Genomic DNA, 20826 nt, shown 5'->3' on the forward strand with positions numbered 1-20826 from the left:
TTGTTGTAGTGGGTTTTCAGAATTAGAAGGATGCGTCTGTGGCGCGTCGCTTGGATGCCAACCCCCCTCAGTTTGCTGCGCGCTTCCCGGCGCGATGGATTACGAATGTGTACCCTCGATCGACGAGTGTCCGGCGAAATGGTGACACGAATCAGTCCAACCATCCTGATAGCGGTTGCAATGGCTTGCGGCTGCGCAAGCGAAGTGCGGGAGTCCAATCCGCCACGCGAAACCAATCCGCAGGAATCAGGCGACGGCGGTGGCGACGGCGAGGATGCCGGCACAATAGACGGCGGCGCAACAAACGGCGTGGGAGGGCCGCAACTCAAATGGTGCGAGTCGTCCGAAGAGTGTCCTAACCCAACGGCAACGTGCCAAAGTGGCTATTGTTGCACTGGCACACTAAACGATAACGTCTGTATGTGTGGCGACGAACCCGGCTGCAACTTGACACAGGTGTGCTGTCGGCCATTGGGTGCGCCCGCAGGTGTAGTCAGTTGCGTCGTTTCGATTTCGGGCTGCCACGAGTCACCGTTCTAGCGCTCCGTTGAGGTTTCCCGTCGATCACGTCCGGGCATTCAGTATCGATGCCTCAGCCACTGTGTGGAGCATCCGACCCTGCGCCTTGCTGTGCAACGCGGCAAGTGACGTTGCATATCGTTTGTCCACAAACATACTCAGCTCTGGCATGCCTTCGGTGTCATGTGCAAGCGATGGGCACATGACTGTTGTACCTGCGCCGTACGTGAGCTGCTCATCGGTGGGATGAATTCATCTGAGCGATACCAACAGTTGCGTGTTTCGATTTGGCTGCGACATGTCGATGCGTCGATTGTGAACTGGTGAAGACGCTCGACGCTAAATTGTATGAGGACAAATTATTTGCGACACGGAACAGCGCTCTGCGGCGCGGCCACCTAGACAACCGATCGCACAGTTGACGTATATGCATCGTTGTCATGCGCCGCGAGGAACGTCGCACGTGCATGATCCGCATCGCTAGGTTCGACCAAGTTTCTTACGAGTTCGTATCAATCATGGGAGCATACAAAATAGCCAAATGATCCGACGGGGTTGTCTCGGAACGCATCATGCCGATGATTTGATCTCGTACGAATTGATGTTGCACGCCTGTCACGTAGTCGAGCACCTCAACGTCTGGCGCTGACCACCAACGCCAGCTCCGATCCGATGAACGAACACAACGGTGGTCCTTGACGGCTCAGTCCCACGAAAATCTGGAGATGCTTTGACGTGAAACAATGTTCAGCCCGGACGCGGATCCGTCGCAAGAAGCGCAAATACGCCGTGGTCGAGCCACCGTCCGTCACACCATTCCGCTTGCCGCGCGATGCCTTCGAAGCGGAACCCCAAACGGCTGATGACCCGCAGCGATGCGTGATTGTCGGTCGCTGCTGCAACGCGCACGCGATGCGCGCCCATGTAGCGAAAAGCAAACTCGATGGCCGCTCGGGCCGCTTCCGTCATGAGCCCGCGGCGCATGCCTTCCTTGCGCAGCCAATAGCCAAGGTCGCATTGGCGATGAATGTGCACGCACGATTCGAGGCCAACGACACCGACGAACGTTCGACCCGCACGCTCGCGAATCGTGAAGCGCAGCGCGCGACCTTGATCCCAGTCCGCAACGCACGCTTCGGTGAAGCGCATGCTCGATGCAGGCTCCGTGTAGTACTGAACCCACGGAAGCCACTTCGACAAGAGCGGTCGCGACCCGTGTACGGCGAGCCAAACCTCTTGCGAATCCGACGGATCGACAGGGGCGAGCGTGAGCCTCTCGGTCTCGATGGGTCGAGCGCGAAGGTCAGCTCGAGGTGGAACGATGAGCGTCTGGTTCACGGGCAAACGAATCGTGCGACGTAGGGCTCGAGCAGACCGGCTTCGAAGTCGAGCCACGCGATGAGCCATTCGCCGGGGGTTTTTCCGGGAATGACTGCCGGCGCAGGTTGCGCACCGCTGACGCGAGCGATCTTGGCTGGTGCTCCGACTTTCGCGCGCGTCACCGGAGCCGTCATGATGCCACCCTTTTCGAACCACACGATCCGAGCGTTGCCCGCTTCATCGAAGGCAACCGTCGGATGCCCACCCGTGCGACTGAACTTGTCACGCCATAGCGGCTGCGCGGTGGCCGGATCGATCGCCGCTGCAGACACGCCACCGAAGACTTCGTTGTCCCACACGAGGAAGCATTCTTCTTTGGAGCACGCGATCGACGACGTATCACCGCGTGACCTGTCGGTGTTCACGACGACGGCTTCACCAATCCACCGATCGGTGCTCTCACCCTTCTTGCGTGGCTCGACACCCTTGCCGAGATCAGCGAGCGGTACGCGCATGCGGTAGATGATCTGTTGAGGGGATCTTTCGAGGCGGAACGTGATTTGCGCGGCTTCATCAGCAACTGCAACAGAAGGCAAACGCACGCGTGGCTTCTGAAGCCCCGAGGGAGCGAAGTCCGTCGCACGCACGACTTCACCGAGAGGTTCGAGCTTCGCGGACAAACGGCGCATGAAGAGCTCTTCGCTCCCCGTTTCGACTTCCGCTGTCCACACCGCCACATAGGTTCCATCGGCGGCCTTTGCGATCGCTGACCCCGAATTCGGCTCCTTGAGCGGCGCGATGTTCACCATCGGGCTGCCGATCGTTCCATCCGCAGCGAGCAATCGCGCATGCACACCCGCGTCGTTTCCGCGCCCATCCGTGTAGATGATCGGCAGATCGGAGCCGTACGACACGACGACGGGGAGCTGGACGCGGCCACCTTCGGGCGTGATGTCGATCGGTTCGGCGATCGTGCGCATCGCATTGTCGAGCACCGCGGTGTACGCGTGTTCGAGCCCTTCGTGCGTGTCGGTCCACGTGACCACCGGACCGTTGGTGCCCAAAGCAATGTAGGGACGACCGGCGGATACGCGGCGTGACGTCACCGAGTGCAGATCGTACGTACGCGGACGACCGAGCCCGGTGAGCGTGCACGATGATTTCGCCGCAGCGCTCGCGATGGCCACTTGGACGTGATCGAGCATCGTTCTCGGTACGCCGTGGCCGCCCTTGTCGAACGCTTCCTTGAGGGACTTGAGGGCGCCTTTGTGGTCGCCCGTGACCAGTTTTTCCTGAGCTTCCGCGACAAACGGACGCCATGGAAGCACGGGCGCCGGTGGCGTTTCGGGCACCGCCTTTGCGCTCGGCGCGGCTGATACAGGAGGCGGCGCGCTCGCGACGGGTGCAGATACGGACGTCGCCACGACAGGCGTCTTCGGATCCGCCTGCATCTTCGACCAGACGACGTACCCGCCACCAATCAGCGCGCCGACGAGCGCACCGATGAGCAAGAACGTGCTCGTCTGCGTCGGTTTTTCGTCTGAAACCTGTACCGCTTTGCGATTGTTGACGTCTGGTGCACGCGGAGGCGCCTCGAACGTCGCCGTCGTCCCTCGCGGAGCCATTTCCGGCACGCCCCCCGCTGCGGGTACTGGCACCGCAAGCGCTGGGTTCGGCGGAGGTGGCGGCGGCTGCGACAGAGACAGCTCGCTTCCGTCGGGTTCGGGTGACGCAGGCCCCGGCGCAGTGACGCGAACATACAGACCGCTCGAACCGCTTCCATCGACGCGAAAGGCTCCGGACGTATCGAGACGCGCGGACGGATCGAGCGCCGCGATGAGCTCGTCGGAGAACTCGCGGGCCGTTTGATATCGTTGGTCGATACGACGATCGAGAGCCTTGTCGAACCAGTCCTTGAACGACGGCGGCAAGTCGGGGCGATAGACGAGCGGGTCGGGAACGGGTGCGCTGGCGATCTGCGCGAACGTCATCGCCACACCTTGCTCGGTCTGCCAAACGGTTCGTCCGGTGAAACACTCGTACACGATGCACGCGAGCGCCCAGAGGTCGGCGCGATGATCGACGGCACCTTGTCCACGAACCTGCTCGGGGCTCATGTACGCAGGTGTTCCGAAGACAGCGCCTTCACGTGTGAGCCGCGATTGCTTGGCATCGCCGGATCCGTCGAGCGGCGTGTAAAATTTGGCGAGGCCGAAATCGAGAATCTTGGCGAGCAGCGCGCCGTCTTCGTCCTTGGCGATGAAGATGTTCTCAGGCTTGAGATCGCGATGAACGATGTTGGCTGCATGAGCCTTCGTCAGACCTCGACATACTTGGCTGACGATGGCGAGCGTCGTCGGAATGTCGAAGTACCGAACCTTCGTCATGCGCTCGTAGAGCGATTCACCTTCGAGCAGTTCGAGGACGAGGAACGGGGGGCCTTCGTCGAGACGTCCCGAATCGTATACGTCGCAGATGTAGGGACTACGAATCGCGGCGGCTGCACGAGCTTCACGGAAGAACCGCTCGACGACGACCATCGACGTGGTCAGTTCCTGCGCGAGCACTTTGATGGCGACGCGTTTGCCGATGTCGACGTTCTCGGCTTCGTAGACGGCAGCCATGCCGCCACGACCGATCTCGCGTGTGACTCTGTACTTCTCCGACAGGATGGTACCTACCGGGATCTTCGTCGCTGTCGGTGAGGCCATCAGATCATAGGGTCGAGCAACGAAACGTAGCGTCGGAATCGTAGGCGAGGCGGGTCGCGCACACAACTACACGTCGATCGCCGATGCCGATTGTGTCTAGCGAGGCATCCGAGGGGAAGAGCTCTGCCGTTGTCGTTGCGGGAAGTAGTCCGCGCGCTCGCAAGATCCGCGGAAAACCCTTGCAATTGGGACGTGAGCACCGGGGAAGTTTTTTTCATCGGCACCCGACCTCGAAACATTCCCGAAACGCACGGCGGCGTAGACACGGGCAGGTCGGGCCATGAAGAAGGTCGAAGCAATCATCAAACCGTTCAAACTCGACGAGGTCAAAGACGCCCTCGCCGAGGTGGGCATCCAGGGCATGACGGTCACCGAAGTCAAAGGCTTCGGGCGAACGGGCGGCAAGAAGGAAGTCTATCGCGGCTCCGCGTACGTGGTCGATTTCGTTCCCAAGGTGAAGCTCGAGATCGTCGTGCCGGTTCACCTCGTCCAGAACGTCATCGACGCCATCGAGAAAAGCGCCCGAACGGGCCGTATCGGCGACGGAAAAATCTTCGTCAGCTCGATCGATGAAGCCATCCGCATCCGCACTGGAGAGCGGGGCGAAGACGCGATCTAGGTGGCGTGTGTCGAACGTCGCGACCGACGATTTCGGGCGCGCGGAAAGTCGACATTTGCCATCTGAGCAGGTTGGGGGTCAGGCGAGACAAACGCCACGCGCTTGTCCCCGCACGTCGGAGTTGTTCGTGGTGGACGCACGAGAAGTTGGGAAAGAGTCATGAAACCGAAAGACGTCATTCAATTCGCAAAAGATCACGACTGCAAGTTCGTAGACCTGAAGTTCATCGATCTGCCCGGCATTTGGCAGCACACGACGATCCCTGCCAACCGACTGTCGGAAGACATGTTCGAAGAGGGCATCGGCTTCGATGGCTCGTCGGTGCGCGGATGGCAGCCGATCAACGCGTCCGACATGCTCATGACTCCCGATCCGACGACCGCACGGATCGACCCGTTTCCCGCGCAAAAAACGTTGAGCCTCATCTGCAAGATCTCCGATCCGATCACGGGTCAGCCCTATGGCCGCGACCCGCGGTACATCGCGAAGAAAGCTGAAAACCACCTGCGGGCAACGGGCATCGCCGACACGGCGTTCATGGGCCCCGAGGCCGAGTTCTTCGTCTTCGACTCCGTTCGTTACGAAAGCTCGCCGCGCACGGGTTTCTTCGAGCTCGATTCGGAAGAGGCCTCTTGGAACATGAGCAAAGCCGGCCCGAACCTCGGTCACAAAATCCGCTCGAAAGAAGGCTACTTCCCGGTCGCGCCGAACGACTCGCTCGTCGACGTGCGGGCCGACATGATGACGACGCTCATCGAGTCGGGGATCAACGTCGAGGTTGGGCATCATGAAGTGGCGAGCGCTGGGCAGTGCGAAATTGGCTTCAAGTTCGCGACGCTCACGTCCACGGCCGACAACCTCATGTGGTTCAAGTACGTCGTGAAAAACGTCGCCAAGCGCAACGGCAAGTCGGCGACGTTCATGCCCAAGCCTCTTTTCGGCGACAACGGCAGCGGCATGCACACGCATCAATCGCTTTGGAAGGAAGGCAGGCCGCTCTTTGCAGGTGACGGATATGCGGGTTTGTCCGATGTCGGGAGCTGGTACATCGGCGGCATCCTGAAGCACGCCAAAGCTCTTGCGGCCCTGACAAACCCCACGACCAACAGCTACAGGCGCCTCGTTCCTGGTTACGAAGCTCCTGTCAACCTTGCATATTCGAGCCGCAATCGATCGGCCGCCATCCGTATCCCCGTCGCCGCAGGTAACTCGCCAAACGGTCGTCGCATCGAAGTCCGCTTCCCGGACGCTTCGTGCAACCCCTATCTCGCGTTCGCCGCGATGATGATGGCCGGCCTCGACGGCATCCAGAACCGCATCGATCCCGGCGATCCGCTCGACAAAGACATCTATGCCCTTTCACCCGAAGAGCTCGAAAGCGTCCCCAAGTGCCCCGGGTCGCTCGACGAAGCCCTCTCGGCCCTCGAACGGGACCACGAGTTTTTGCTGCGCGGCGACGTCTTCACGCGTGACGTCATCAAGACGTGGATCGAATACAAGCGTGAACGTGAGGTCGATGCCGTCAGGCTCCGGCCTGTTCCCCACGAGTTCTTCCTCTACTACGACACTTGACGCGATTGTGCCCAAGCTGGGGTATCCTCGCGCGGACCTGCTTTGAATCCGGGTGATCTGCTCCAGTCTCGTTATCGGCTCGTCCGCCTGCTCGGCTCAGGCGCGAGCGGAACCGTTTGGGCTGCAAAGAACGAGCTCATCGACCGCGAAGTCGCGCTCAAGATCCTTCATCCCGATGTGGCGACGGACTCCGTCCAGCTCCAGCGTTTCTTCAACGAAGCGAAGGCAAGCGGACGGGTCCGTAGTCCGAGCATCGCCGAGATCCTCGACCTCGGTCAGGCCGAAGACGGCTCGCCCTTTCTGGTCTTCGAGCTGCTCCACGGCGAAGGGCTCGATCAATGGATCGCTCGTGAACGGACACTCGATCCACGCGTGCTCACCGAGCTCATGATCGGTGTCGTCCGCGCGCTCGAGCTCGCGCATGCACAAGGCATCATCCACCGCGACCTGAAGCCCGCGAACCTCTACGCGCATCGCGGATCCACGGGACAGCTCGTGCTGAAGATTCTGGACTTCGGCATCAGCAAGATGGTCGAGGGCAACGCGGCGGAGCACATGACGCTGACGCGCACGGGTACTGTCGTCGGATCGCCGGCGTACATGAGTCCCGAGCAAGCGGCTGGGCGCGAAGACATCGACGGTCGCGCCGACGTCTGGTCGCTCGGTGTCGTGCTCTACGAAGCGCTCACAGGCACGCTGCCGCACGAAGCACCGAATTACAACGCGCTCATGGTTCGAATCATGACGCGTGATGCAGACCCTGCGCTGTCGCGTCGTGCGGACTTGCCGCCAACGCTCGCGACATTGATCGACGATTGTTTGCGTCGGGAACGTGAACGGCGTCCGACGACGACTGCGCTTGCGGCACGCCTCGAAGCAGCGCTGCTCGAAATGCAGCCTGCGCGGCAGGTGATCCCGACCGGCAATCACCCCATCGCGCCCACGGCCGCGCCGATGCCGGCACCGATGCCCGTCGTGTCACGATTGCCAGCAGCCGCGCCACATGCGCGCACGGCGACGAGCCAGCGGTATCAGCTCAATGGCGCGTCATCCGATCCGTGGCAGGGCAGGTTTGTCTTGGTCATCGCTGCCGCCGTGGGTGTGGCGCTCGGCATGGTGGCGCTGTTTGCGCTGAGCAAATTCCTGCTCCGCTAGCAGTCATGGACGTCGCCGCGGCACGCGAGTATTGAAGCGGAACCACGAGGACCCGTTTGTCCGCGGGAGGAGGTTTCGCATGAAGGTTTACGGTCATCCGGCGAGCACGTGTACGCGCAAGCTGCTGTGCACGCTCGCTGAAAAAGGCGTCTCCGCCGAGTTTGTCATGGTCGACATCTTCAAGGGTGCTCAAAAAGGAGCCGATCACCTCGCGCGGCATCCGTTTGGGGTCGTTCCGGTCTTGGACGACGACGGCTTCGAGCTGTACGAGTCACGCGCCATCATTCGGTATCTCGATGCGAAGCTGCCTGGCGTGAGCCTCACGCCCAAGGATCTTCGCGACCGCGCGCGGATGGAGCAGTGGATCGGCGTCGAGCAGTCGTACTTCAGCCCGCCTGCGATGAAGGCGATCCTCGAAGTCTTTTCGCACCGATGAAAGGCGCGACGCCGGATCCCAACGTGATCGCGAACGGCAAAGCGGAGGCGGCGAAAGCCCTCGACGTGATCGAACGAGCGCTCGCAGGGAAAGACTTCCTCGTGGGCGATTTCACGCTCGCCGACATCAGCTACGCGCCCTACCTGCAATACCTTTTCGACACGAAGGCGGGCGACATCATTGCGGAGCGTCCGAACGTGAGCGCTTGGGCGTCGCGGGTGCTCGAGCGGCCGTCGTGGCTCAAGGCGCTCGGCAAGAGCACGAGTGCTTGAAACCACTGCGTGGTCTCGCAACCTCGTAATGGAACACTCCTACCGTCATTGATGGCATCCGCCTTCACACGATAGCCAGAGCATCCCACACATTTGCCCATCCATTGATACTCTGCGCCGCCAGGGAACGGTCGATGGAGGTCGTGTGCCCGCGTCACAAGCTCTGTTGAATACCCGCGTCGATGATCGATTCGTCCTCGAATACATCGCCGGAACGGGAGGCATGGGGGCGGTGTATCGCGCTCGCGACGAACGAAGCGGCAGAGCGGTCGCGATCAAGCTGCTTCAGCAATCGGGCGGCACCGAGCAGCTCGAACGCTTCACGCGTGAAGCAAATGTGCTTGCCGAGCTCGACCATCCGGGCATCGTTCAGCACGTTGCGCATGGAGTGACCGCGTCGGGCGAGCCGTATCTTGCGATGGAGTGGCTCGAAGGCGAGGATCTCGCGCAGCGTCTCGCTCGGGGCCCGTTGAGTTTGTCGGAAACGCTCACGCTCGTGCGCTGCGTGGCCGAAGCGCTCGCTTATGCGCACGCTCGCGGCATCGTGCATCGCGATGTCAAACCGAGTAACGTGTTTTTGCGCGGCGGATCCGTCGCAGATGCCGCGCTCCTCGATTTTGGCATTGCGCAACTGGATGCAGCGACGCGTCCGCTCACGGCAACCGGCGTCATCGTGGGAACGCCCGCGTACATGGCTCCGGAACAAGCTCGTGCCGACAAGGAATTGGGGCCGGCTGCCGACGTGTTTTCGCTCGGATGTATTCTACACGAATGCGCCGCCGGCACCCCACCATTCAGCGGCGGAAACCTGGTCGCCGTCCTTGCAAAAATACTTTTTGCCGATCCACCTCGATTGCGTGACGTTCGTCCCGACATACCGGATGCCGTCGACGTCTTGCTTTCTCGAATGCTCAGCCGCAATCCCGCCGATCGTTTGCCCCATGGAAGTGCCGTCGCCGCAGCGATTGCATCGATTGATTTGACGGTGATCGATCCGCTTGGGCATACGCATGTCGACGTCAAAAAGGCTTCGGAGCCGGTCGATGACGAACGTGTCCTGACCAGTGTGCTCGTTGCCTCGCCTCCTTCGGGGCCAAGTGGTGCCGTCCGATCCGTGGCCGATGGAACGACGAACGCGCGCCTGCTCGAGCTGTCGCATCAATTGACGAAATTTGGCGCTCGTGCCGAAATCATGGCAGACGGATCCCTCGTCGCTGCATTCGTGCACACGCGTGGAGCAGCTACCGATCAAGCGGCGCTTGCGGCTCGAGCGGCCCTTTTGTTGAAATCGCTCTGGCCCGAAGCATCCATTGCGGTTTGCACGGGGCGCGGTCGCGTTCACGGAGCTTTGCCGATCGGCGAAGTGCTCGATCGAGCGGCAATGTTATTGCATCATCCGGGGCATTCGAATTCGTCCGAACACATTTTGCTCGACGACGTGACTCGGGGTCTCTTGGATGCGCGTTTTCGCGTTCACGAAATGGCGTCGGGCACATACGCGCTCACGAGCGAAGATTCGACGCTCGATCCATCTCGGCCGCTTTTGGGCAAACCCACGCCATGTGTGGGTCGCGAATCGGAGCTTGGGGTACTCGACCTGGCCCTGACGAGTGCAATCGAAGAAGCGTCGCCGCGTGCGGTATTGGTCATTGCGCCACCCGGTACGGGCAAATCTCGATTGCGGCATGAATTCATTCGACGCGCGGAAAGTCGTGACGATCCGCCGCTCGTGCTGCTTGGCCAGGGTGATCCGATGAGCGCTGGTTCGCCCTATGGCATCGTGGGCCAAGCATTGCGACGATGTGCAGGTATTGCCGAAGGCGAAGAGCTTTCCGTTCGTCAGAGCAAACTCGCGCGGCGCATTGCGAAAAACGTTCCTTCGGACGAATTGCGAGTCGCCTCATTTTTGGGCGAAATGTGCGGCATTCCTTTCTCCGACGACAATCTCAAATTGCGCGCTGCACGGCAGGATCCCGTCGCCATGGCGGATCAAATCACCATGGCATTTCTTGATTTCTTACGTGCCGAATGTGACGCCGCGCCCGTCATGCTCGTGCTCGAGGACTTGCATTGGGGCGACTCGCTCACGGTCAAACTCGTCGAAGCTGCATTGCGGGAGCTGAACGAGCAGCGGCTGCTCGTTCTTGCATTGGCGCGTCCCGAAGTGAACGAGGTATTTCCGAAGCTCTGGAACAACCGTGCACAAGTGGTCGTATTGCGCCCGCTGAGCCGCAAAGCGGGTGAACGCCTCGTGCGACAAGTTCTCGGTACAGACGTCGCAACGGACGTCGTTTTACGCATCGTGAGCCAATCCGAGGGAAACGCGCTTTTTCTCGAAGAGCTCATTCGAAGCGTTGCGGAAGGACATGGTGACGAGGCGCCGGCGACGGTGCTTGCGATGCTTCAGGCGCGCATTGGGCGGCTCGGACCGCACACGCGACGAGTTTTGCGGTGCGCGAGCATTTTTGGTGAAACCTCGTGGCTCGGTGGAATGCGCACGTTGTTCGGCGCAACGCTGCCGCATTCCGGTCTCGACGACGCTCTCCGTTCACTCGTGGCGGCCGAAATTCTCGAATTGCGCCGCGAAAGCCGTTTTCCCCAGGAACCGGAATACCGCTTTCGTCACGCATTGACGCGCGATGCAGCGTACGGCCTGCTCACCGAAGACGACCGCGTTCAAGGGCATCGGTTGGCAGGCGAATACTTGGAAGCCATGCACGAGCAGGATACGCTGGTCATTGCAGAACACTTCGTGCAAGGGAAGCATCCGGCGCGTGCCGTCGTGCATTTTGCACGTGCAGCCGAGCAATCTTGTGACAATGGCGACGCGGAAGCCACGATCTCCATCGCCGAACGTGGGCTCGCGCTCGATCCCGATCCAACGTCCCGCGGGGCATTGCTTGCGGCAAAAGCCGACGCGTATGTATGGCGGGAACAATACGCGGACGTTCTGCAAATCGGCACGGAAGCCATCGAGCTACTCGAAGTGGGAAGCAAACGCTGGTGCCATCTGCTGCAGCAGCTCCTGCCCGCGGCGGCATTGACGGGAAAGCAGGAGCTGGTTTTCGAACTCGGCACGCGTCTCGCCGGTGCCAACCCGCATTCGGACGCAGCTTCTCATTATGTAGCCGCTATGTGTTGGTTATCGATTTCTTGCGGAATCATGGGGCAACGAGCGGCTTGCGAAGCCTTTCTGGGGCGCGCCGAGCAAATCATCCGAACCCTGCCCGCCAGTGAACGAAGGGCTGCGGCATATTACGAAAGCGCTCGAGGCAACCACGCCCATTTGATCGAAGAAGCTCCCTATACGTGTTTCCTCCGAAATCGAGAATCGCTCGATGCGTGCAAAGACGCGGGCCTCACGCGAGTCGCAATACTCTCGGCGGTGTATCATGCCAAAGCGCTCATGGACCTCGGTGAAATCACCCAGGCCGAAGTGCTCCTCAGGGAAAACCTCGCAGCAGCAGAACGCTGCAACGAAGCCATGAGTTGGGCGTACGCCCGATTGTACCTCGCGCGCCTGCTCGCATGCCACGGCCCATTGGAATCGCTGCACGAACCGCTGGCCCTTGCCGAACAAGTCATTGCAACGAAAACCAATCACTTACGGGTTTGGCATACGGGGTCATTGCGGACGTTGCACGACGGCGCAACGACATCGTGGCCGCTGAAGATGCAGCGCGCAAAGCGGTGGAAGCAGCCTACCCCTTCGCGACGTATTCGTGGGATATCGTCGCGCTCTTCGTCTCGATTCTGCTCGAAGCCAATCGCCCAGCCGAGGCACTGACAATCGCGCAGGAAGCGATTTCGCGACTGGAAACGCTCGGTGTCGGCGGAGTGGGCGAGATTCACCTGCGCCTGGCACACGCTGAAGCGCTTCACGCCGCAGGCAAACCGGAAGCCGCTCGCGGCGCTCTCCTCGTTACGCTCGACAAGCTACGCCTGCGCATGAACAACATCCCAGATGCATCGGCACGCGAGCGTTACGTGACGAACGTGCCCCCACACGCACGGCTGTTTGCGCTCGCAAAAGAATGGCTCGGCGACATCGACGTGCGCGAGCGCATTGGATTGACGAGCGCCTGACGGCTCATTCGTCGCGCGGTTTTTCCGGCTCGTCCGCCTTCTCGTCCGGCGCCGACAACTTCGCCTTGATCCGCGCATACGTTTCCGCAATGCGTCGCCTGTGCGCAGCCGCCACCACGCCAAGACCTGCCAGCCACAAAAGCCCCACCGGCAGCGCCACCATGTCCGTCATGTAATACATCACCGGACGAAACGGACGATCCTTCGTCACAAGCTCCCGACTCGCAGACATCGAATGCTTGTAGCTCGGAAGCGGCAATGGCACGGGCGTCACGCCCTGCAACACGCCGCCCTCTTTTCCGCCCATGAAATTGCCCGTGCGCGCATCGACCTCAGCCTTGGGCGCGTCGACGGACGCTGGAGCGCGCGAAGGCTCGTAATCGATGTTCGCGCTCTTCATTGGAGCTCGCGATGTGACGGCAAAAAGGGAAATCAACGCGACAAACCCCAGGGCCCCAAACAAAAGGACCGTCGTGGCCACGCGCGCCGCTCCTTTCAAGAACCGCCCGACGAGCCATATCATCGCGAAGATGCCCAATCCCACGAGCGTCAGCACGAACCCCGGCTGCCATAAAAACCACAATGCACCAAGGAGCAAACCTGCAAGAATTCGAATGGCACGCAGGCGTTTCGGATTCGTCTCCGTACCCGGACGAACCGCGGCAGCGCCTACGGCGACGCCAATGCCCGCTGCCAAGAGATCGCTTCCTCCGACGGCCCATTTCGGCCGATCGCCTCCTAGCAATGCTAGCGGAAAGTATCCCATGGGCAAACCCACCGTCAAGTCCACGCGGCTCGACGTGAGCGCATACGATGGCATGGGAACGGTCACCGAACCGAAAAAGGGCTTCCAGCCCGCTTGTGCCAGCGATTGCACGTGCACACTTTGGCTTCCCGTTCGAAGCGGAATCAAAACTTCTTCATTTTCCGTCCCTTGGCGCATGATGCGCTCCGCTTTGCCCGACGTAGCCAGGTAAATCGGTCGGCCCGACGGATTGTACGCCAAATAATCGACGCCATTGTTTTCGTAATGCACGCGATCGTCCGCAACGACGTCTCCACGTGCCGTGAGCACCACCGTGCGATGATGCGATTGCACGACCGCTGCGAGCGCGTCCACGGCGGCCAATGTGGTCACGTTGGCGCTCATTTTTTGACCTTTTTGCAATAAAAATAGGCGCGACGTGGGCTGCGTACGCGGAATGGGCGATTCGGCCGAATCGACTTGCCGAGCATCTCCCGAAACGATCACGCGATGCTCCGGATCGCTTTCAACGAGCCACCATTCATAAGGCGAACGAGCGTCGACGACCAATGAATCGAACTTGGCGAGCGTTCCCGTAATGGTCATTTCGGCGCTGCGACCGGAGGTGGGCAGGACCAATTCCCCGTCTTCGATGCGAAATCCCGCCGCGTTCGTCACATCGAGCACTTTTTCGCCCAGCGACAACGGTAAGCGCACGACGCCCAAGTCTTTGCCCGAACGCATCACGAGTCGATATTCGAATGTCGTTTCGCGCCCCACGCGCACGGCCCGCGAGAGCTGAAATACGGTCGGACCTGTTTCGACGGCTTTTTCTTGCCGGCTCAAGTGAATCGTGGTGCCAGATAACCCGGACAAACGCGACCCTTCCACGACGGCACCGGCAGAAAAGTTGCTTTCGAGCGTATTGAGCGGCCCGGGAATCATGAGCGCCAAGTCGCTGCCGAGCACCATTTTGCCTCGAAGCACGAACTTGCGTGCCGATGTGTGCAAAAAATAGCGATCCTGCTCGAAACCGATGCTCGCGTCCTTGTCGTTTTCCGTGACGTCTTCGAGGCGCACGTCTTTGGGTGGACCAAAAAGCGGAATGTCCACGGCGCCGTCGGCGAGCACGCGCCCAACCAATTCGAATTCGAGGGGCCCTTCGCCTACGCTGCCGGAAAGGCGCAATCGTTCGAGCGCGTAGCATCGAGCGATGCATTTGCCGCCACCGTCGCGCTGCGCGATCCATTCGACAATGCATCGAGCTCGCTGGCCCAACCCGCAGGCGCGCTCGGCGATGCAGGTTTGTCCGGTCCCTCGGTCTTCGGCTCGGCTCCGAGTGCAACACCTGCGCCAAGAACGAGCGGCAACGACGCGAGCGCCGAGGCAAAGCGAACTTTCGAGGGGATCATGCGTGGCTCCTTGGGGGATCTTGCGTATCGCGCGATCCCCCGGGAGCACGATAAACCGCATTTGGCAGACTGGACAAGTGCCTTGCACGATTCGGGTCGCAGCACACCACGAACGTGGGGCAACAGAATCAGCCGCGGCGTCACAAGCGCTCGGCAATCCGTGCGAAGGGCCTCATAAAGAATTTTCCGTAGAGATTGTACTAACAACACACGAATATTTCCATGCTTTCCACTAGACAACGTAGCGTCACGTTATTTAGTCTGGCGTTGGAATCACAAGGAGATGGCCAAGATGGAACCTCCCCCGGGCCTTGAAAGAGCGACGCGCCGTAAAACTTCGCGTCTGCATGCGGCGACCGTCGCCTTCGCATGCATCCTGCCATTCGCAACGATTTCCTGCGTCGGTGTAATCGGTGACGAGCCTCCCGGTGGCATTGCGGGATCCGGCGTTGAAACCGTGGCGCTGCGCAGCGCATTCCCGCGACTCACGCACGATCAGTGGGAAAATTCGATGCGTGACCTCTTGCGGTTGTCCGATCGCCCCGGATTGTCGGCTTCGTTCACCGGCGATCCGCTCGGTGGTATATTCGACAACAACGAATCCGTACTCGCCGTTACGCCTGGATTGTGGGCCGATTATCAACGAGCTGCCGAAGAACTCGCCGCAATGGTCGTTACCGATCCGGCGAAATTCGCGCTCATCGTGCCTGCCGATGAGGGTCAGGGCGATGCGGCCCGAGCGCGAACGTTCATTGAAGAGTTCGGCCGCCGCGCTTATCGAAGGCCGCTCACGGAGACAGAAATCACTGATCACCTTGCCATTTTTGCGCAAGGTCCAGCCGTGCTGGGAGGGACGCCGTTCGAGGCGGGGGTGCAAATCGTTTTGCAAGCATTTTTGCAATCACCTCATTTCGTGTATCGCGTCGAGAAAAGCGGCAAAGCTCGTCCCGATGGCCTCATTCCGCTCGGAGGTTACGAAATTGCGTCGAAGCTATCGTATTTGCTTTGGAATACGATGCCCGACGACGCGCTTCTCGACGCCGCCGCCGCCGGTGAATTCGCTACGATCGAGGGCGTTCGCACACGCGCCGAGCAAATGCTCGCAGACCCGCGAGCGCGAGCTGTCGTCACGGCGTTTCACAGCCAGCTCTTCGATTGGGATCATTATGGCGATCTCTACAAGGATCCCGCGGTTTTCCCCAACTTCACGGCCGACCTGAAAGCCGACTTGGCGGAGGAAGCACGGCTCTTCGTCGACGATGTGATTTTTACACAAGACGGTGGTCTCACCGAGCTCTTGACGTCGCGTACCACGTTCGTCAACGAGCGCATTGCACCGATCTACGGCATAACCGGCACGTTCACGACCGAATTCGTGAAAACGGAGCTCGATCCCGTCGAGCGTAGCGGCATTTTGACACGCGCCGGATTCCTCGCAGCCAATGGGACCGCTCGCGCATCCGACCCGATTCATCGCGGCGTATTCGTGAATCTGCGCATGCTCTGCGCCAAGCTCCCGCCGCCACCGAACAACATCGAGCCATTGCCGCCAGGCGAAAACAAGACCACGCGCGAGCTCGTCGATGCGCACACGGGCAAAGGGACCTGCGGTTCGTCTTGTCACGCGACGCTCATCAATCCCGCTGGTTTTGCTTTCGAGCATTACGACGCGATCGGCGCATACCGAATGACCGACAATTCATTCCCCGTGAATGCAGCCGACAGCTACCCGCTCGGGGGGCAAATGGTCCCCTTCGCCAACGCCGTCGAATTCAGCAAACTTCTGGCCGAAAGCGCGGAAGCACATCGCTGCTTTTCACAACATTGGCTCGAATTTGCTTATGGCCGTTCTGCCACCGATGACGACAAACCCCTGCTCGATCGATTGGCCACTGCGTCACGCGATGGAGCGCCCACAAGACAACTCGTCCTCGACCTCATTCTTGCCGATGCTTTCCTGACTCGCCGCACCGTGGAGGCCCAATGAAGTCGCGTCGCCGTTTTCTCAAAGGTCTCTTTGAGCCACGCTGGCGCTCCCATTCCTCGAAAGTTTGTCGCCGAAAAAGGCGGAAGCGGGACCGGGGGACGTCCCTCCGTTTGCCATTTTCATTCGCCAAGCCAATGGCGTCGTGCAAAAGACGAATGACGAGCCGGAAATGTTCTGGCCGGCGCAAACGGGCATCATCACGAAAGAATCCCTGCTTGCCGAGAGCGACAAAACGCTCAGCGAGCTCGCCGATTATGCGTCGAAGCTCATTTTCGTCAAAGGCGTCAACTTTGCCTTTCCGGGCAACGGCTGTGGCCATTCTGGCGGTGGAAACCAATGCCTCACGGCGGCTCAAGTGTCGCTGGATCCATCGGGCAATGAATCCCTCGCGATGGGCGAATCCATCGACAACCGCATCGCCCGCGAGCTCAATGCGCCCGGCGTCGAGCCTCTTGCATTGTATGCGGGCAAAAAGGGCGGCTACATCAATGAAGTCATGTCGTATCGCGGGGAAAAACAGCTCCGAGCGGCCCAGGAAAACCCGCACAGCGCTTACATGGCCTTGTTTGGCTTGGCAAACCTCGATCAGGAAGCCCTGCAAAAGCTCGCCACGCAACGCGCCAGCGTCAACGACCTCGTGCGCGATCAAATGACAGCGCTGCTTTCGCGCACCGACCTTGCCAAAGCCGATCGCGATCGTCTCGACTTGCACTTCCAAAGCATTCGCGACCTCGAGGTGTCATTGGCGTGCAAGTTGTCGGATTCCGAAGTGGGGCTCATGGAGGGAATTGCGGCCGCATGCAGGGCCAACGACAACATCCCCACCGTCACGCGCATGCAAATGGACATCATCGCCCTGGCCATGGCTTGCGGCGTTACGCGTGCGGTCACGTTGCAAATCGGCGATGGAAACGATTCCACCGAATACACCATCAATGGCGTAAAACAAAAGAGCTTTCACAAGATATCGCATCGCATCGATAGCGACGGTTCGGAAGGGCCGCCGATCGACGGCGCGATGTTCTTGCACCACGAAATCGACCGCATTCACGCGCGGCACTTCAAGTACCTGCTCGACAAACTCTCCGCCTACGACCTGGGCTCGGGTCCGCTGCTCGACTTCGGCGTCGTGGTTTGGCTAAACGATTTGTCGAACCTCTACCACAGTTACCAAGACGTGCCGTACATTCTTGCAGGTGGTGCATCCGGGTTTTTGAAAACCGGACAATTCGTCGATGTCGGCGGCGTAGCCAACAACAAGCTCCTGAGCACCATCGGCGCGGCCATGGGCTGCAAAAACGGCGCAGGAGGACCGCTCGATGATTTCGGCGACTCGAGTTTGGCGAAAGGCCTCTTGACGGAAATCATGGTTTGATCGATACAATATCGTGATGCAGGACGCGCAGCACAAACGGCAGCCGATCATCGTTGCAGTCGCTGCGCGTCCCACCTCCGCTCGAGCTCTCACCGCGCCGCTGTCGCGTCTCGCGCACGCCGCGCTCATCGTGCCGACCGCCGTCGCGGATGCGTTGCGCCGAGCCTCCGACCTCGCGGCCCGCTTGAAAGACAAACCGGGCTGCATCGTTCTTGGCGATGACATTTCGCCAGACGACGCGCGCGCGCTTTGTGCCTCCGTGGCTGCATCTGGCGTTCGCGTCGTCGCAGCACCCGGGCTTGCTGCTGCATTCGCCGGCGATCCACATGCATCCGTCGTCGATGCCGGCGCCCGCGTCCTCGACCCCAATTTCCTCGCGCTCGTCGAAGAAACCCGCCGCGAATCCATGGGAAACGTCGTCGGCATTGCGGTGCGTTCTCCGGCGGGTCGTCGAATTCCCCGCGGCGCTTCGACGCGCTCGCCATTTTCTGCCAATGGTCGCATTGCATTCGACATTTCCGCAGAAGCGAAGCAGCGCATTGCAAAGCTCGCCACGAACGCGTTCTCCGTGCTCGACGCCGTACTTCCCGGAGCTGCCGAAAAGCTCGAAGTGACCGAAGTCGTCTCTGCGCCCGGAGCCGATAGACTCGTTTGCAATGCGTGCGTCGGTGACGTCGTCGTCGAAGTGGACCTCGATGAAGAAATGCAAGGCGAAGGATCGCTCGAAATCGAAGTGGTCATGCGTCGAGGGGCATTGGTTTGTCGGTGGGGGAAAACAAGTTCGTCGCTCACGCGCAAGGCAATGCTTCGCGACGGGCCGGTGCATTTGGACACCGTGCCGAGCCCGCTCGAAGTGGCCGTGCGACACGTGCTTGCCACATTCGAGCGCGCGGCGCCCTCTCCTGCGTCCTTCGAGGGGCTTGCACGCAGCACGAACACGGCATTCGCGGCATTGTCGCGTTATGCGCAGCGAGGTCCCGCGCGGCCCATCGAGCTATTGCTCGTTCATGTTCCGCGATATCGAAACAGTTACGACGAGCTCGAATTGCCGTCGCTCGCGGCCGCGCGCCTCGCTGCATTTGCGCGGGGCCATGGATTCGTCACGCGCGTCGTCGATTTGCAGATACTTCACGGCCAGGATCCGCTCGAAGAATTTGCTGATGACGACCAGGTGCGTGCGTGGCTCGAAGGAAAGACTGCTGCGGCCATTGCAGCGGCCATCGATAAACTTTGGGCATCTTTTGGCCTGGATCTTTTGGGCGCCAAACAATCCGGCCGCCGCATTCTCGTCGGTTTGTCCATTGTCGATTATTTTGGTCATTTTCAAATGAACATCGCGACGTGCCTCGCGCGGCTCGTCAAAACGAATACTGGGTTTCCCACGGTGCTCGGCGGCGAACGAGACCAAGTCGATGGTGACAGGGCGCTCGACACGCCCGACGCGTTCGATTACGTGGTGGATGGCGACGGAGAAGTTCCGCTTTTGGGTCTTTTGCACCTCGAAGCGTACGGGGACAGGCGTGCCAAAGACATCCCCGGCGTCTGGTCGCGCAGTGGCGAAACGATCACAAAAAACAAGCTCATCCGGTCACACCTCAATGCCATGCCGCGGCCCGATTTCGACGATGTGGACATTGGCCAATACCTGGGCAAACCCACGGCCGAACTGCTCGACGCCTTGACGCACGCGGGTCTTTATCACGGTGAGCCCATCGAGCCATTTGCATATTTGCCTTATGGATTCATCAAGGGCTGCACGGCGAAATGTGAATTTTGCAGCGCCAAGGAATGGCTCGACATTCAGGCGCCCGAAAAGAGCGTCGATGAATTGCTCGCCTTTACCGAACGATATGGCGTGCGTGATTTCATGTTCCTGAACAACCTCGTCAATCCGAGCCCCCGGCTACTCGAGCGATTTTGCCGGCGTCTCGTGGATTCGAAGGCGAACATTCAGTGGACGGATTCATGCCGACCGACGGACATTTCCGCGGATCTTGCGTCGCTCATGCGTGCATCGGGTTGTCTACTGCTCAATTATGGGGCCGAGTCTGGTAGCGACAAGATCCTCGAGCTCATGAAGAAGGGTCTTTTGTCGCGCGACATCGTCGAAACGCTCCGCAACACGCATCGCGCGGGGATCATCAACCGAGTCAACTTCATTGCCGGTTATTTTCACGAAACCGACGCCGACGTCGATGCGACGATTGGGCTCGTCGAAACCTTGGCTGAAGAAATCGACATCGTGGGGTGTTTTCAAGGGTTTTACCTTTTCCCGGGCATGGGCGTCGTCCCCGAAGACGCGGGCATCGTGCTTCGTCCTGGTCTCGATCGTTTGAAGACTGGACAAGCGACGCTCGCTTATGACGAAATTGGTGGTATGCTGTGGGAGGAGAAGCGCGACAAGATCGACGCGTCTCGCAATCGCATTTTGGCCCGGATGAACGACCTTCACATTCGAACGCTCGATAAAATCAACGAATATGATCTATTTTGGTTGTCGCGCAAATACGACAAGGCCACGGTGACGCGATTTTTGCTCGAGGTGCCGCGTCGGCCCATTGGGCGGCGTAATCAAGCTGCGCTTTTGCCGGGCGGTCAAAGGGATTGGTGACGGCGC

General features: G+C 60.2%; 11 protein-coding genes and 2 pseudogenes. 9 read left to right on the top strand and 4 right to left on the bottom strand.

The genetic code is table 11. From position 1 onward, the window contains the following. Positions 1-1266 precede the first annotated feature (1266 nt). Together IPM54_40290 and IPM54_40295 are read right to left on the bottom strand one after the other, a co-directional pair. Positions 1267-1926, bottom strand: coding sequence for a GNAT family N-acetyltransferase (locus IPM54_40290; protein MBK9266014.1), 660 nt, complete (start codon positions 1924-1926; stop codon positions 1267-1269). Then, the gene (locus IPM54_40295; GenBank protein MBK9266015.1) at positions 1854-4550 is read right to left on the bottom strand and encodes a protein kinase; all 2697 of its coding nucleotides are present in this window, start codon (positions 4548-4550) and stop codon (positions 1854-1856) included. The genes IPM54_40290 and IPM54_40295 overlap by 73 nt, the downstream gene beginning before the upstream one ends. A 280-nt stretch (positions 4551-4830) precedes the next feature. Here IPM54_40295 and IPM54_40300 point away from each other — a divergent pair, with 280 nt between their 5' ends. The 6 genes and pseudogenes from IPM54_40300 (at position 4831) to IPM54_40325 (ending at position 12690) form a co-directional block, all read left to right on the top strand. Further along, positions 4831-5169, top strand: a complete 339-nt coding sequence (locus IPM54_40300; GenBank protein MBK9266016.1) for a P-II family nitrogen regulator — start codon at positions 4831-4833, stop codon at positions 5167-5169. 159 nt (positions 5170-5328) lie between these two features. After that, a complete protein-coding gene (gene glnA, locus IPM54_40305; protein MBK9266017.1) occupies positions 5329-6741 on the top strand; it encodes a type I glutamate--ammonia ligase in 1413 nt (470 codons plus the stop codon). A gap of 42 nt (positions 6742-6783) precedes the next feature. Beyond that, on the top strand, positions 6784-7896 hold the full coding sequence (locus IPM54_40310) for a serine/threonine protein kinase (protein ID MBK9266018.1): 1113 nt from the start codon (positions 6784-6786) through the stop codon (positions 7894-7896). A gap of 79 nt (positions 7897-7975) precedes the next feature. After that, positions 7976-8604 (top strand): annotated as a pseudogene (locus IPM54_40315) (glutathione S-transferase N-terminal domain-containing protein). Between the two features lie 145 nt (positions 8605-8749). Then, positions 8750-12391, top strand: a complete 3642-nt coding sequence (locus IPM54_40320) for a protein kinase (protein ID MBK9266019.1) — start codon at positions 8750-8752, stop codon at positions 12389-12391. Next, the gene (locus tag IPM54_40325) at positions 12295-12690 is read left to right on the top strand and encodes a hypothetical protein (GenBank protein ID MBK9266020.1); all 396 of its coding nucleotides are present in this window, start codon (positions 12295-12297) and stop codon (positions 12688-12690) included. Before IPM54_40320 ends, IPM54_40325 begins: the two co-directional genes overlap by 97 nt. Positions 12691-12694: 4 nt before the next feature. Here IPM54_40325 and IPM54_40330 read toward each other — a convergent pair whose 3' ends face one another. Beyond that, on the bottom strand, positions 12695-14566 hold the full coding sequence (locus IPM54_40330; GenBank protein MBK9266021.1) for a hypothetical protein: 1872 nt from the start codon (positions 14564-14566) through the stop codon (positions 12695-12697). 35 nt (positions 14567-14601) lie between these two features. Continuing rightward, a complete protein-coding gene (locus tag IPM54_40335) occupies positions 14602-14847 on the bottom strand; it encodes a hypothetical protein (protein ID MBK9266022.1) in 246 nt (81 codons plus the stop codon). A 292-nt stretch (positions 14848-15139) separates the two neighbouring features. On the opposite strand from IPM54_40335, the gene IPM54_40340 reads away from it, so the two are divergent. The 3 genes and pseudogenes from IPM54_40340 to IPM54_40350 all read left to right on the top strand — a co-directional run bounded on the left by IPM54_40340 (position 15140) and on the right by IPM54_40350 (position 20820). Then, the gene (locus IPM54_40340) at positions 15140-16834 is read left to right on the top strand and encodes a DUF1592 domain-containing protein (protein MBK9266023.1); all 1695 of its coding nucleotides are present in this window, start codon (positions 15140-15142) and stop codon (positions 16832-16834) included. Next, positions 16831-18209: pseudogene (locus IPM54_40345) on the top strand (DUF1552 domain-containing protein). Before IPM54_40340 ends, IPM54_40345 begins: the two are co-directional and overlap by 4 nt. A gap of 13 nt (positions 18210-18222) precedes the next feature. After that, positions 18223-20820: a radical SAM protein gene (locus tag IPM54_40350; GenBank protein ID MBK9266024.1), complete on the top strand. Its 2598-nt coding sequence runs from the start codon at positions 18223-18225 to the stop codon at positions 20818-20820. Positions 20821-20826: the final 6 nt, after the last annotated feature.

This window comes from Polyangiaceae bacterium (assembly GCA_016715885.1).
Classification (GTDB): Bacteria; Myxococcota_A; Polyangia; order Polyangiales; family Polyangiaceae; genus Polyangium.

Excerpts from the sequence above, each read along its gene's own strand:
- IPM54_40290 (MBK9266014.1), bottom strand. The coding sequence starts at position 1,926 with ATGGCTCATCGCGTGGCTCGACTTCGAAGCCGGTCTGCTCGAGCCCTA.
- IPM54_40295 (MBK9266015.1), bottom strand. The coding sequence starts at position 4,550 with ATGGCCTCACCGACAGCGACGAAGATCCCGGTAGGTACCATCCTGTCG.
- IPM54_40300 (MBK9266016.1), top strand. The coding sequence starts at position 4,831 with ATGAAGAAGGTCGAAGCAATCATCAAACCGTTCAAACTCGACGAGGTC.
- glnA (MBK9266017.1), top strand. The coding sequence starts at position 5,329 with ATGAAACCGAAAGACGTCATTCAATTCGCAAAAGATCACGACTGCAAG.
- IPM54_40335 (MBK9266022.1), bottom strand. The coding sequence starts at position 14,847 with ATGATCCCCTCGAAAGTTCGCTTTGCCTCGGCGCTCGCGTCGTTGCCG.
- IPM54_40340 (MBK9266023.1), top strand. The coding sequence starts at position 15,140 with ATGGAACCTCCCCCGGGCCTTGAAAGAGCGACGCGCCGTAAAACTTCG.